Source organism: Gemella sp. 20925_1_85 (assembly GCF_041433735.1).
Lineage (GTDB): Bacteria > Bacillota > Bacilli > Staphylococcales > Gemellaceae > Gemella.
Map to the genome: position 1 here is coordinate 37,736 of NZ_JAPWCC010000008.1, position 14,235 is coordinate 51,970.

General features: G+C 29.3%; 11 protein-coding genes. 7 read left to right on the top strand and 4 right to left on the bottom strand.

The genetic code is table 11. From position 1 onward, the window contains the following. The 4 genes from lepA to smc all read left to right on the top strand — a co-directional run bounded on the left by lepA (position 1) and on the right by smc (position 7,340). Positions 1-1,818, top strand: a complete 1,818-nt coding sequence (lepA, locus tag O3884_RS04180) for a translation elongation factor 4 (RefSeq protein ID WP_004263825.1) — start codon at positions 1-3, stop codon at positions 1,816-1,818. Continuing rightward, positions 1,818-2,951, top strand: a complete 1,134-nt coding sequence (gene hemW / locus O3884_RS04185) for a radical SAM family heme chaperone HemW (protein ID WP_371451899.1) — start codon at positions 1,818-1,820, stop codon at positions 2,949-2,951. Before lepA ends, hemW begins: the two co-directional genes overlap by 1 nt. A gap of 99 nt (positions 2,952-3,050) precedes the next feature. Continuing rightward, entirely contained in the window at positions 3,051-3,764 is a 714-nt protein-coding gene (gene rnc / locus O3884_RS04190; RefSeq protein WP_371451901.1) for a ribonuclease III, read from the top strand. 21 nt (positions 3,765-3,785) lie between these two features. Next, complete coding sequence (gene smc, locus O3884_RS04195) at positions 3,786-7,340, top strand: chromosome segregation protein SMC (RefSeq protein WP_371451903.1); 3,555 nt, start codon at positions 3,786-3,788, stop codon at positions 7,338-7,340. 67 nt (positions 7,341-7,407) lie between these two features. Here the strand turns inward: smc and O3884_RS04200 are convergent, their stop codons facing one another. After that, positions 7,408-8,319, bottom strand: coding sequence for a TDT family transporter (locus tag O3884_RS04200; RefSeq protein ID WP_371451905.1), 912 nt, complete (start codon positions 8,317-8,319; stop codon positions 7,408-7,410). A gap of 134 nt (positions 8,320-8,453) precedes the next feature. Between O3884_RS04200 and O3884_RS04205 the strand changes: the two genes are divergently transcribed. From O3884_RS04205 to O3884_RS04215, 3 genes are read left to right on the top strand one after another with little or no spacing between them, the layout of a single operon-like run. Continuing rightward, the gene (locus O3884_RS04205; RefSeq protein ID WP_371451907.1) at positions 8,454-9,029 is read left to right on the top strand and encodes a TetR/AcrR family transcriptional regulator; all 576 of its coding nucleotides are present in this window, start codon (positions 8,454-8,456) and stop codon (positions 9,027-9,029) included. Further along, positions 9,030-9,710, top strand: coding sequence for an ABC transporter ATP-binding protein (locus O3884_RS04210; RefSeq protein WP_371451909.1), 681 nt, complete (start codon positions 9,030-9,032; stop codon positions 9,708-9,710). A 4-nt stretch (positions 9,711-9,714) separates the two neighbouring features. Then, complete coding sequence (locus O3884_RS04215; RefSeq protein ID WP_371451911.1) at positions 9,715-10,857, top strand: FtsX-like permease family protein; 1,143 nt, start codon at positions 9,715-9,717, stop codon at positions 10,855-10,857. A gap of 48 nt (positions 10,858-10,905) precedes the next feature. Here the strand turns inward: O3884_RS04215 and O3884_RS04220 are convergent, their stop codons facing one another. The 3 genes from O3884_RS04220 to O3884_RS04230 all read right to left on the bottom strand — a co-directional run bounded on the left by O3884_RS04220 (position 10,906) and on the right by O3884_RS04230 (position 13,627). Continuing rightward, the gene (locus O3884_RS04220) at positions 10,906-11,856 is read right to left on the bottom strand and encodes a metal ABC transporter substrate-binding lipoprotein (RefSeq protein WP_371451913.1); all 951 of its coding nucleotides are present in this window, start codon (positions 11,854-11,856) and stop codon (positions 10,906-10,908) included. 216 nt (positions 11,857-12,072) lie between these two features. Beyond that, positions 12,073-12,906 carry a metal ABC transporter permease gene (locus O3884_RS04225; protein ID WP_274460182.1) on the bottom strand — a complete coding sequence of 278 codons (834 nt, stop codon included), beginning with the start codon at positions 12,904-12,906 and terminating at the stop codon, positions 12,073-12,075. Continuing rightward, entirely contained in the window at positions 12,899-13,627 is a 729-nt protein-coding gene (locus tag O3884_RS04230; protein WP_294683503.1) for a metal ABC transporter ATP-binding protein, read from the bottom strand. Before O3884_RS04230 ends, O3884_RS04225 begins: the two co-directional genes overlap by 8 nt. Positions 13,628-14,235: the final 608 nt, after the last annotated feature.

Genomic DNA, 14,235 nt, shown 5'->3' on the forward strand with positions numbered 1-14,235 from the left:
ATGGATAAAAGAAACGAAAGGCAAAAGAAAATAAGGAATTTTTCTATAATTGCACATATTGACCACGGGAAATCAACTCTTGCGGATAGAATTTTAGAGAAAACAAAAGCGTTAGAACAACGTGAAATGAAAGCACAACTTCTTGACTCAATGGATATTGAGCGTGAAAGAGGTATTACAATTAAACTTAATGCAGTTCAATTACAATATACTGCTAAAAATGGAGAAGAGTATATTTTCCACTTAATCGATACACCGGGACACGTAGACTTTACATATGAAGTATCACGTTCTCTAGCAGCGTGTGAAGGGGCTATTTTAGTAGTCGATGCTGCTCAAGGTATTGAAGCACAAACTTTAGCTAACGTATACTTAGCATTAGATAATAATTTAGAAATTATTCCAATTATTAACAAAATCGACTTACCTGCTGCAGATCCTGAGAAGGTTAAGACTGAGATTGAAGATGTAATTGGATTACCAACAGACGATATCGTACTAGCTTCTGCTAAAGCGGGTATTGGTATTGATGAAATCTTAGAACAAATCGTAGAATACATTCCAGCGCCGTCTGGAGATGCTGGTGAGCCACTACAAGCATTAATCTTTGACTCATTATACGATGCATATAGAGGGGTTATCGTTTCAGTTCGTATTAAGAACGGTACTGTAAAAGCTGGAGATAAGATTAAGATGATGGCTACTGGTGGTGTGTTCGAGGTAACTGAAGTTGGTATTCACACACCTAAAGAAAAAATCGTTGATGAACTTACTGCAGGTGATGTAGGATTTATCTGTGCATCTATTAAAAATGTAAGTGAAACTCGTGTAGGGGATACAATCACATTAGCGAATAATCCAGCTAAAGAAGCATTACCGGGATATAGAAAATTAAATCCAATGGTATTCTGTGGATTATATCCAATCGATTCATCAAAATATAATGACTTACGTGAAGCATTAGAAAAATTAGAACTTAATGACTCTGCGTTACAATATGAAGCGGAAACTTCTCAAGCACTTGGATTTGGATTTAGATGTGGATTCTTAGGAATGTTACACATGGAAATCATTCAAGAGCGTATTGAGCGTGAATTTAACATTGATATCATCGCTACTGCACCATCGGTTATTTACAAAGTTGAAAAAACTGACGGAACTATGGTAGATGTATCGAACCCATCAGAAATGCCAGATCCACAAAAAATCAATAAGATTACTGAGCCATTTGTTAAGGCGAGCATTATGGTACCAAATGACTATGTAGGTGCTGTTATGGATCTTTGTCAGAAGAAACGTGGTATCTTCTTAAATATGGAATATATAGATGATACAAGGGTTAATATTACTTATGATATACCTTTATCAGAAATCGTTTTTGATTTCTTCGATCAACTTAAATCTAATACAAAAGGATATGCATCATTCGACTATGAATTAACAGGATACAAAGATAGTAACCTTGTTAAGATGGATATTCTATTAAATGGTGAACAAGTCGATGCTTTAAGCTTCATCGTCCACAGAGAATTTGCTTACCAACGTGGAAAAGTTATTGTAGAAAAACTTAAAAAACTTATTCCAAAACAACAATTCGAGATTCCTATCCAAGCTGCAATTGGAAATAAAATTATCTCTCGTGAAACTATTAAAGCGATGCGTAAAAATGTTCTTGCTAAATGTTATGGAGGGGATATTAGTAGGAAACGTAAACTATTAGAGAAACAGAAAAAAGGTAAAGAGAGAATGAAAGCTGTTGGTAGCGTAGAAGTTCCTCAAGATGCCTTCATGGCTGTTCTGAAAATGGATGAAGAATAATGAAAAGTTATCCACGCGGAGTATATATTCATATTCCATTTTGTAAGTATATTTGTTCATACTGTGATTTCAATAAGTTTTATATACAAAGACAACCTGTCGACAAGTATATAGATTGCTTAATCAAAGAAATTGAGAGTATGGAAAATATACAAAATGTTGAAACTATTTATATCGGTGGTGGAACACCGAGTGCATTAAGTGACGAACAACTTCATCGTTTACTAACTGCATTAAGAAATAAAATTCCACAACAACTGCGTGAATTTACTTTTGAAGCTAACCCTGAGGATCTTGTTGATTCTCGGGTTGCTTTGGTAAAGGGCTACGGAGTTGATAGAATTAGCATGGGAGTTCAGACTTTTAATAACGAGTTGTTAAAAATTCTTGGACGAGGTCATGTTGCGAATGATGTGGATATGGCGATTGCTAATTGTAAAAAACATGGGATTGAGGACATTAATGTAGATTTAATGTTTTCACTACCGAAGCAAACTATGGATGACTTATATGACAGTATGAAGAAGGTTGCAGAATATAATATTAGTCATATTTCGTGTTATTCATTGATTTTGGAACAGAAGACTAAGCTTTATAATCAGGTGAGAGATAAGAAAGTTACATTGCCTTCAAATGAGACAGAAGAGAAGATGTACAATGAGGTTATTAACTTCTTAACAGAAAATGGTTATGAACAGTATGAAATCAGTAATTTTGCTCGACCTGGACATGAGAGTGTTCATAATAGTAGTTACTGGAAGAATGTAGAATACTATGGACTTGGAGCGGGGGCGCATGGTTATATTGATGGAGTGCGTTATGCTAATCAAGGAGCTTTAAAATTCTATATCGACAGTATGTTAGAAAAAGGACATGCAAGACGTGAAGAAAATACTGTAACACCTAAGGAAAGAATTGAAGAGGAAATGTTCTTAGGACTACGTCTTTTAGAAGGTGTAGATTTAGATATTTTTGAAGAAAAATATGGTAAAAGGGCAGAAGAAATATTCAAAGGTGTAATTGATAAAAACATAAGAGAAGGGTACTTAGAGATTGAAGGTAATAAACTTCGTTTAACTAGAAAAGGATTATTCTATGGGAATGATGTGTTCTCTGAGTTTCTGTTAGATTAATAAAGTTTTGAAATAAGATAATGATTTTAAAGGGAGGAACTTGATCAATTTATGTAAAATTATTGAGTTTCTCCTATAATAAAAGAAAGGAGAACTATTATGGAGCGAACACATATAGAAAGATTACTTAACAATTTAAATGGAGAGTATGGTTTTAATTTAAAATTCAGTGAAAATTTTAAAAATGCATTTTCTCATTCTTCTTATACTAATGAGAAGAGAATTGCGAAGCATCTGAATTATGAGCGTTTGGAATTTTTAGGGGATGCTGTTGTTGAACTTACAACAAGTGAATTTTTATTTAAGAAATTTTCTGAGCTTCCTGAAGGTGAACTTACTAAGTTACGTGCATCTATTGTTTGTGAAAAGACATTGGTTAAATATGCTTTGCAACTTGGCTTAGATAAATGTATCTACCTAGGGAAAGGTGAAGAAAAGATGGGTGGAAGAAGTCGAGCAGCTTTACTTGCTGATATTTTTGAATCTTTCACAGGAGCAATGTATTTAGAGTCAAATCTTGAAGTTGTAAAAACTTTCTTAAATAATACATTATTTACAGAAGTTCAAGATCTTGAATATCATAGTTTTGTAGACTATAAAACTATCTTGCAAGAGTACATTTCAAAAATTAAATTGGGTGAAATTGAGTATATAGTACTTGATTCTACAGGTCCATCACATTCTAAAACTTTCACGAGTGCTGTTTTAATTGGTGGGAAACAATATGGAAGTGGGACAGCTACTACAAAAAAAGAGTCTGAACAGCTTTCAGCAAAACAAGCATTAGAAAAGCTAGGATATAAAGATATTTAAAATTAATGAAAGGAAAAAGAGATGAAATTAGCAAAGGTTGAAGTTACAGGTTTTAAATCTTTTCAGAAGAAGACAACATTTGAATTTAAAAATAATTTAATCGGTGTTGTTGGACCGAATGGTTCGGGAAAAAGTAATATAATTGATGCTATTCGTTGGGTTTTAGGGGAGCAATCAGCTAAAAATTTACGTGGTAGTAGCATGAAAGATGTTATCTTTTCGGGGACTGAAGATGCGAAAAGAAAAAACTTTGCTGAAGTAGCGGTAACATTTTCTAACGGAGAAGATAGTTGTGAAATTAAAAGACGTTTGTATAGAAATGGTGATAGTGAGTATTACATTGATAATAAACGTGCAAAATTGAAAGATATTACTGATATGTATCTAGACCTTGGTATTAATAAAGAGAGTTATAGTATTATTACTCAAGGTAAGGTAGAAGATATTATTTCATCTAAGCCTGTCGATCGCCGAGCAATTATAGAAGAGGCATCAGGTGTATTAAAGTATAAAAATAAGAAAAAAGAAACTAATCTGAAATTAGAAAAAACAAATGACAATTTAATGAGGTTAAATGATATTTTCTCAGAAATCTCAGGTCGTTATGAAATTTTAGAAGATCAAAAGAATAAAACACAAAAGTATCTTGATTATTCTAAAGAACTTGAAGAAAAAGATATTTTATTAAATGTTTATAATATTGCTGAATACCAAAAAAGACTTGCAGATTTACTACAAGTTAAACATGAGAAAGAATCTGAAAAACTTGGGCTTGAGAGTAGACAGGAAGAACTTATTAAAAATTTAGAGTCTATTAAAAATAGTTTAGTTTCTCTAGATAGAACTTATATGAAATATCATGATGAAGAGTTAGAATTAGTTCAGAAGAAAGAATCTCTTCAATCACAATTAAGTGTAATTCAGGAAAGAAAAAATAATAGAACTCTGAGAAGTGAAAAAATTAATGATGATATTAAATATCTTGAGGAAAGAAAACAAAACCTTGAGAATAAGTTAGCAGAAAGAGAAAATCTAAACGCTGAAACTAAAAGTAAAATTCAAAAGATTAATAAAGAAATCTCTTCGTTAGAATCAGGCGAAGAGAGTAAATTAGAATTAATCGAAAGAAAAATAGAAGAATTAAAAGATAACTACTATGGCTTAATAAACGAAGAAACTAAACTAGAAAATAGTATAGAGTTTGCTAAGAAAAATCTAGAGAGTGCTGATGAAAACAGTAAAGAAATTCTAGATAATATAGAAAGACAAAAACAAGCTTTAGGTATAAAAACAGAAGAGCTTACAGCTGCTACCGAAGAGCAAAAAGTATTAAATGAACAGCTAGCTAATCTTCAAAAAGAACTTGATATATTAGTTGAAAAAAATATTTTAATTAATTCAAATGGGAAAAATATCGAGGAACAAATTCGCACAGGATATAATTTCAAGAGTAACCTGGAAAATCGTAAGAAGTTCTTAGAAGATCAGATTAATAATTTAAGTTTTTACAATATTGGAGTAAAAGAAATTCTTGCTAATAAGGATGCTCTAGCTGGTGTTCACAATAGTGTAGCGAATATTGTAGAATTTGATAACGAATATGCCGTTGCAATTGATATTGCTTTGGGGCAAGCACAACAAAATATTATTGTTGAAAATGAGAATGATGCTAAAGAATGTATTAATCACTTAAAGAAAACTAATAAAGGTAGAGTTACATTTTTACCATTAAATAATATTAAAGCTAAAGCTATAGCGAGTGATGTTTATAGAACAGTTGTAAATGAAGAAGGATTTATCAATATTGCTGAGAACCTTATAACTGTTGATACGGATTATAAAAATATAATATCTCACCTATTAGGGCTTGTTCTTATCGTTGATAATATGGATAATGCCAATAGAATAGCGCGTAAGATTAATTTTAGAAATAGAATTATTACATTAGATGGGCAAATTATTAATAGTGGTGGATCTATTACTGGTGGTGCTATTAATAAAAATAACAACTCATCTATTAAACATAAGGCAGAATTAGATGAACTCTCTCAAAATCTTGTTAAAATAAATGATAAGATTGAGAAATTAACAAATGAGAAGAGTTTATTAGAAAGTCAACAACAAGAAGTAATGGACGAAATTCTAAATTCTAAATCTGTGAAAGAAGAGGCGATTTTAAAACTTAAGCAATTAGAATTAAGTATAAATCATAAAAACTCTGAAATTTCCGATATTAAAGTGAATATAGAATTAAATGAGAAAAAACTACTGGAATTCAAAGATACTGAAGACAATTCAAGTAATATTGTTGAATTAACTCAAAGTCTTGAGAAAATTAGAGTAGAACTTCAAAAACTTGATGAGAAAATAAAGGAAGAAAGTAGTAAGAAACAAAATGCTCAAAGTGCTGAGGAATTATTCTTAGAGAAAATTGCTGAGCTTAAGATTGAAAAATCAAAATTAGAAGAGACAACTAAGCATGGTTTAGAGTTAATAGAATCACTATTAGTTGATATAACAGATGTTAATGAACAACTAACAAGATTAGAAATGTCTAAAGATACAGAGTCATTAAGTGAAGAAGATGAGCAAAAGATATTAGAAAATAACTCTAAAGTAATTGCTGAATGCGGCGAACGATTAACAACGCTTAAGACGTTATTATCAGATCTTGATATGGAAAAAACAGGATTATTCAAACGCGAAAAAGAAATTACCGTAGCTCAACAAAGAAATAACGAAAGTCTACGTCAAAAAACTTCAGAATTTGAAAAATTAACTGTAGAACAGACGAAGATAGAAGTTAAGATCGATGAATATCTAGAGAACCTCGTTACTAACTATAATGTAACGTATGAGAGTGTATCAAACAGATTAACTGCTGAAAATATTGGAGAAGTTCCTTCATATAAGAATGATGTAGTAAGACTTCGTAAAGAGATAGTGGACTTAGGTAATATCAACTTGAATGCTATTGCTGAGTTCGAAGAAATCAAAGAACGTTATGATTTCTATAATGAGCAAATTACTGACCTTGTAGAAGCGAAAGAAAAACTAGAAGAGACTATTGCAGAGATTGATAAGGAAGTAAAAGAACGCTTCTTAACGACATTTGTCCAAGTAGCAGAGAATTTCAATAAAATATTTAAAGAATTGTTCAAAGGTGGTTATGCAGATATGACTTTAGAATCACCAAATGACATATTAAATACTGGAATAGTAATCGAAGCTTCACCTCCGGGTAAAAAACTTCAAAACCTTTCATTATTATCAGGTGGAGAGAAATCTTTAACTGCGATAAGTTTATTGTTTGCGATATTACAGGTTAAAAATCCACCATTTGTAGTTCTTGATGAGGTGGAAGCGGCACTGGATGAGGAGAATGTTAATAGATTTGCTAAATTCTTAAAAGTTTATGCTGAACATAATCAATTCTTAGTTATTACACACAGACGTGGAACTATGGAAGCTATGGATACTTTATACGGAGTAACAATGCAAGAAAAAGGTATTAGTTATATCTTAGAATTGGAGTTAAAAGATGTTATCGAGAACTTCGAAGAAGTTATAGAGTAAGCAGATAAACTTTTATAATAGGTTAAAAGACACGATTAAGTTTAAACTTAACCGTGTCTTTTTGACGTTAATTTGAATAAAATAAATTCTTTATAAACCCATACCATACGTATATTACAATAATTATCGCAAGTAATTCACTTAGATGAATTAAAATATTTAGAATAGAAAATTCAGCTAGTTGATAATAAACCCCAGTTTTCTGAAATGATATCGCGCAAATCACTAATGGGAATGTAAAAGCAGAAAAGCTAGGGTAGAATTTTCTTTTTAGCAGATATGGTAATTGAATTAAGACAAATATAAACAATAATATTGTAAGTGGTATTAGTATTGCTAAGATTATATTACTTTTTTGTGTTACTCCAATCATATAACTAGCTAGTAAGAGTCCACCAGGTGCTGAGAATACAGTAATAGTAGGGTAATCTCCATCTTTATAATGTTTATATTTATAGACTCTATATAGAACAAAAGGTAATAATACTAAATAGTTGATATAAGAAAAGTAGAAGTAAATTATTCCTAGCGTTTCTAAGTTATAATTTATTGCTGTTACTGTCACAACAGCTGGTCCAACAAAGGTAATAAACCAAGTTGGATAGATTTTACTTATATGTCTTTCTTTTACTATAAAATTATAAATTGCATAGCAAACAACACAAAAATCTAGAAAGATTCCAATTATCCATACTGGCATACTCAATAGCCCTATATATTTTTTTGAAAATGAAGCAAGTAGCATAATGCTCATAGGGTATGTTGCCATTACTGTCGCTACAACTGGATTTTCCATTTCTTTTTTTAATTTGTCAAATCCCAACACAAACTTAATAGTTAAAAGTACAATTATTATCAAAGATAATAGATTAAATAATAACTGTAGGGAAGAGGAATATGGTTGTAATAAATTTCCTAATGCAGCAGAACCTAATGCTAAACCTGCAATTGGTGTAGGCAAATTTTTAATTATATTCATAAATAACTCCTAATTTTTATTCTACTTTTATTGTATAAGATTTCTTGTAATAATTCAATAATTTTTCTGTTGACATTTCATACAAAATAATCTACAATAAGAAACAAGTGTTACCTATTGATGGAGGTTTGAATATGGCACCAAAATTTAAATTTACTAAAGAAGAGGTTTTGACTGTAACTATAGACTTTATAAGAGAAAATGGAATAGAAGCATTAACTGCAAGAGAGTTAGCTAAAAAATTGGAGTCATCTACTAAAGTAATATTTAGTTTGTTCTCTAATATGAAAAATTTAGAAGACGAAGCAAAGCTTGTTGCAGAAAATATTTTTTCAGAAAAAGTTAATTTAGCTTTAAAAGATGATAGTCCATTTAAACGATTAGGAGTAGAGTATATATTATTTTCAAAAAATGAACCTAAATTATTTCAATGGTTATTTATGAGAAAAGGTATAGAAGTAGAAAGTTTTAAAGATTTTCTTCCAATGCGAGATTATGAATATAGATCAGTAATTGAGTCTATAGATAAAGAGTATAAAATTTCAATAGAAAATGCAAAAAAATTTTATGAGCACTTATTTATATATAGTCATGGTATTGCAACATTAACAGTTACGGGAATATATAATTTTACACCATCTGAAATTGTTGAGTACATGGCAGAAGTAGCTAAAAGTTTAATAGTACAATATTTAAAGGAGATTGATTAAATGATTACAGCAAAAAATATTAAGAAAAAATATAATGATCAAGAAGTTTTAAGGGGAATAGATTTAAAAATTGATAAAAATGAATTTGTTGTTATACTTGGGGCTTCAGGTTCAGGGAAATCTACATTATTAAATATTTTATCTGGTTTAGAAAAGTCAGATTCAGGAGAAGTTGTATATGATAATGAGTCTATAAGTGATTACTCAGAAAAACAATCAACAAAGTTTCGTAAAGATAAAATAGGATTTGTTTTCCAACAATATTATTTATTAAATAATTTAACAGTAGAACAAAATGTTAAAGTAGGAGCTAATTTAGCAAATAATAAAGAATATGTTGATATTATAAAGGAATTAGGTTTAGAAGATAAATTAAGTAAATATCCAAATGAGTTATCTGGAGGAGAGCAACAGCGTGTTTCAATTGCGAGAGCATTAGCTAAGAAGCCAACTGTACTATTTTTAGATGAACCAACAGGAGCTTTAGATGAGGTGACTGGAAGAAAAATATTAGAGTACTTATTAAAACTAAAAGATAAATCAAACTTTACAATGATAATGGTAACTCATAATGAGAATATTGCTGAACTTTCAAATAAGATAATTCATGTAGGTAGTGGTAGAGTAACTTCGATTGTAGAAAACCATAAACCTAAATCTGTAGAAGAGATAGGATGGTAATTATATGATAGTTCAGTTAAAAGATTTAAGAAAAGCAATTGCAGTAGTGATAGTAAGTTTTTGTGCGGTATTTATAACTACACTTTTTTCTAACTTATATTTAGATTTGAAAGTACTAGATATTACAGGATTTAATATAATGCAGAAGAAGTTTTATGATGCTCAGCTTATTGTTTCTAAATTTGTAATAATTATAACAGGAACAGTCTTATCAATAAGTGCAGCTATAATGTTAATATTTTATATAAAACAATTTATTGATGATTCTAAACATAAAATTGGAATATTAAAAGCTCAAGGTTATAGTAATAACTTTATAGCATCTAAGTTTTCTATTTTTGGATTTTTAGTATTTTTAGGTTCATTATTAGGGTATAGTAGTTCGCATTTATTTATGCCGAAATTTTATGATAGTAGAAACACAGATAATATATTATCTGAACTTACAATAAACTTTCATCCTAAACTTTTATTAATAATGGTTATATTACCATCACTATTGTTTTTAGTAATATCAATTGTGTATGTGCTGTTTAATTTAAATGTACCAACGATTCACTTACTTAAACAAATAAATTTAACAAATAAAAAAATTAGAAAAAGAAGATTTAGACAATATAAAAACTTTTTTAAAGAATTAAGAGCAACAGTATTATTTAGTAATAAAACCCTATTATTCTTTGTTATTTTTGCTTCGTTATCATTTTCTTCAATGATTCAAATGGCATTTGGTATGAGAGATTTTGTTGATGGAACAATAAGAATTATGATGATGATAATAGGTGTGATATTATCGTTATCAATATTATTAATTTCATTAGAAGTGATTGCTAGTAGTAATATAAAAAATATATCTATTTTAAATATTATGGGCTTTTCAAAAAGTGAATGTTCAAAAATAGTATTATCAGGTTATAGAGTAGTAGCATACATAGGTTTTGCTGTAGGAACAGTTTATCAGTATTTTTTAATAAGAGCATTACTAAAAGTTTTATCTAAAAAATTAGATAGCGAAACAACATATAACTTTGATTTAATTTCAGTAATTGGTAGTTTTATAGCATTTGTATTAATATATGAAATCTTTATTTTATACTATAGTAATAAGATAAAAGGTTTAAATGTTAAAAAAATTATGATGGAATAAAAATAACAACTCCTTGTATATTTATACAGGGAGTTGTTTTAGGAGTAGTTATTTAGCTAAACCTTCAGAAATTTTATCTAAGTTCCATTTCATCATGCTGTAGTAGCTGTCTCCGTTTTGTCCTGGTTCAGCGATTGAATCTGTGAAGATTTTTTCGTAAATTGGAATGTTAGTATCTTTTGATACAGTTTGCATTGGACGTTCGTCAACACTACTTTCTACGAATAGAGAAGGTACTTTAGTTTTACGTAATTTTTCAACTAGAGTTTTGATTTGATCTGGAGTTCCTTCTTCTTCAGTATTGATTTCCCAAATGTAAGCAGATGGTACATTGTATGCTTTAGAGAAGTATTTGAAGCATCCTTCACTAGTTACGATTGTTTTTTTCTCTTTAGGAATGTTGTTGAATTTTTCTTTAGCTTCTTTATCTAATTTAGAAAGTTTTTCTAAGTATGTTTTAAGGTTAGCTTCGTAGAAATCTTTATTTTTTGGATCTTTAGCTTCTAATTGTTTTGCAATATTTTTAGCATAAATCATACCATTTTCAAGATTTAACCAAGCATGTGGGTCTTCTTTACCTTTTTCGCTTTGACCTTCAAGGTAAATTACATCAACACCTTCACTAACTGCGTAGTAATCTTTGTTTTCTTCTTTTTTAGCATTTTGAACTAATTTAGTAAACCAAGCGTTACCACCAGTTTCTAAGTTAATACCGTTGTAGAAGATAAGATTAGCTTCAGATGTTTTTTTAACATCATCAGGAAGTGGTTCGTATTCGTGTGGATCTTGACCAACTGGTACGATACTATGTAAATCAATTTTATCAGCAGCGATATTTTTTGTAATATCTGCGATGATTGAGTTAGTTGCTACTACTTTTAATTTAGTAGCTTCGTTGGAACTAGAACCTTGTTTAGCGCTAGAACAAGCAAATAGTCCAACAGCTAGTGTGAAAATAAGCGCTAGAAAACTTAATTTTTTAAAACCTAATTTTTTCATATTATAGGCCTCCTTTATTTATTTTATAATTTTATTCAAAAATAAAATAGATTTACATAACCAATAATAATCATTATCAATTAAAACCTTCATAATAACACCTCTAAATAAACTTGTTATGGAAGTATTTTATATAGTAATAAGTTTATTTAAAGGGATTATTATATTTAATATATGATATTCTACTTTATTCTTGAGTATTATTATCTAAGTTATTTATTTTTTATGTTTAACAAAGCGTTGTTTTGGAGCAATAAAGAAACTTATTGCGAAAACCACGGCTAGTGTTAAAACTATACTAGATCCTGCTGCGATATTGAATGAATAACCTATAAACAATCCTAATACAGAACAACTTGCTCCGATTGTAGATGATAAAAATATCATAGTTTTTAGGCTATTTGCATAAAGATATGCAGTTGCTGCTGGTGTAATTAGCATAGCTACAATTAAAATTGTACCAACACTTTGCATTGCAGTAACAGACACTAGAGTTAATAGTATCATTAGTAAGTAGTGATAGAAATTAACTTTCATACCCATTGCCTTTGCTAATAGTTCATCAAATGAAGTCAAGAGTAATTCCTTGAAAAATAGTTTAATAACTAAAAGAACAAAAACTCCAACTCCTATAGTAATATACATATCTAAATCTTGTACTGCTAAAATATTACCAAACAAGATATGGAAAAGGTCAGTAGAACTTTTCGCTACACTAATTAAGATAACTCCTAGAGCTAAGAATGAACTGAATGTTATTCCTATAGCTGTGTCACTTTTTATTATAGAATTCCCTTTAATAAATGTTATGATTATTGATGCTAATAGACCAAATACGATTGCACCAATAAAGAAATCTATACCTAATATAAACGATAGAGCTACACCAGGAAGAACTGCATGAGAGATTGCGTCTCCCATTAATGACATACCTCTAAGAACAATAAAACATCCAACGGCGCCAGCTACGATTCCAATAACAATAGCGGTGATTAAAGCATTTTGTAAAAAATGAAAACTATATAATCCGTCGATAAAATCTTTAATCATTATTACCACCTCCCATAAAGAATAAGTCAGTACCGTATGCTTTTGTTAAATTTTCTCTAGTGAAAGTTTTTTCAGTTTCACCGTATGCAATAACTTCTTTATTTAGTAATAATATATTATCAAAATAAGAATGAACTTTTCTTAAGTCGTGATGGACAATTAATATTGTATGACCTTTTTCTCGAAGATTTCTTAATGTATTCATTATTATTTCTTCACTAACTGAGTCAATACCCACAAATGGTTCGTCTAGAAAGATATATTTTGCTTCTTGAACAAGACAACGAGCTATCAACACACGTTGGAACTGTCCACCAGATAGTTCACTAATTTGTCTATTAGAGAACTTCTCTAGACCAACTAACTTTAAAGCGTCGTCAACTTTTTGCCAATCAGATTTTTTTAATTTTTTTAGTATTCCAATCTTAGAATATAAGCCAAGAGAAACGCATTCTCTAACTTTTATTGGAAAGTTATAATCTATATTGATTTTTTGTTCAACATAAGCGACATTGTCAAGATTTTCTTTTGCAATCTTGTCATCAATTTTTGAAATACCTATTGAAGGTATTATATGTAGCACGGCTTTTATTAAGGTAGATTTACCCGCACCGTTAGGTCCTATGATACCTGTAATACCAGGTCCTGTAATTTCTAAATCAATATTAGAAAGGGCAGGAGTTTGGTTATAGGTAACAGTTAAATTTTCTATTTTTATCATACTTGTCCCTTCTTTTCATATTTTTTCTGTATACATTAAAGTTTACCTTAGGAAAGAAAATAAGTCAAGTGAATTTTGTTGTGATTAGAAAAAAAACATGAGTAAAGCTAAAAAATGATAAAAAAAAATGAATTTTTAAAGAAAAAAAACCTACCTTACAAAAAATATTGTAAGGTAGAAATAAGGGAGTAAATATGAAAAGTCTTTATTATAAGCTAGGGAGACTTATAATAAAAGAACATATGAAGTAATATATTAATTACTTCACTTATAAGTATAACAGAAGTATATACAAAAAACAAGAGGAAAATAAAATTTTTTTTGAGATATTGAAAAAAATTTTTGGTAAAATATTAATAAAACTCGATTTATATAAAAAGATTAAAATTTTGATAATAATATACTAATGAATTTGTAGTTTAACTACAATCGATATTATTATTACAGTAAAAATAACTAGAATTTGGTTTACTGTAAAGATGTAAATATCTTGTGCAGATATATACATTTTGACTATACTAATTACTCATTAAAAAAAAATTAATGTAATATTAAGTATATAATTATAGAAAAAGTAAACATAAATATAAAAAAATGTTTATAAAATA

What these genes read in the sequence shown, in the direction of transcription:
- rnc (WP_371451901.1), top strand. Translation starts at nt 3,051, where the DNA reads ATGGAGCGAACACATATAGAAAGATTACTTAACAATTTAAATGGAGAG.
- lepA (WP_004263825.1), top strand. Translation starts at nt 1, where the DNA reads ATGGATAAAAGAAACGAAAGGCAAAAGAAAATAAGGAATTTTTCTATA.
- O3884_RS04225 (WP_274460182.1), bottom strand. Translation starts at nt 12,906, where the DNA reads ATGATTAAAGATTTTATCGACGGATTATATAGTTTTCATTTTTTACAA.
- O3884_RS04220 (WP_371451913.1), bottom strand. Translation starts at nt 11,856, where the DNA reads ATGAAAAAATTAGGTTTTAAAAAATTAAGTTTTCTAGCGCTTATTTTC.
- O3884_RS04210 (WP_371451909.1), top strand. Translation starts at nt 9,030, where the DNA reads ATGATTACAGCAAAAAATATTAAGAAAAAATATAATGATCAAGAAGTT.
- smc (WP_371451903.1), top strand. Translation starts at nt 3,786, where the DNA reads ATGAAATTAGCAAAGGTTGAAGTTACAGGTTTTAAATCTTTTCAGAAG.
- O3884_RS04205 (WP_371451907.1), top strand. Translation starts at nt 8,454, where the DNA reads ATGGCACCAAAATTTAAATTTACTAAAGAAGAGGTTTTGACTGTAACT.
- O3884_RS04215 (WP_371451911.1), top strand. Translation starts at nt 9,715, where the DNA reads ATGATAGTTCAGTTAAAAGATTTAAGAAAAGCAATTGCAGTAGTGATA.
- O3884_RS04200 (WP_371451905.1), bottom strand. Translation starts at nt 8,319, where the DNA reads ATGAATATAATTAAAAATTTGCCTACACCAATTGCAGGTTTAGCATTA.
- hemW (WP_371451899.1), top strand. Translation starts at nt 1,818, where the DNA reads ATGAAAAGTTATCCACGCGGAGTATATATTCATATTCCATTTTGTAAG.
- O3884_RS04230 (WP_294683503.1), bottom strand. Translation starts at nt 13,627, where the DNA reads ATGATAAAAATAGAAAATTTAACTGTTACCTATAACCAAACTCCTGCC.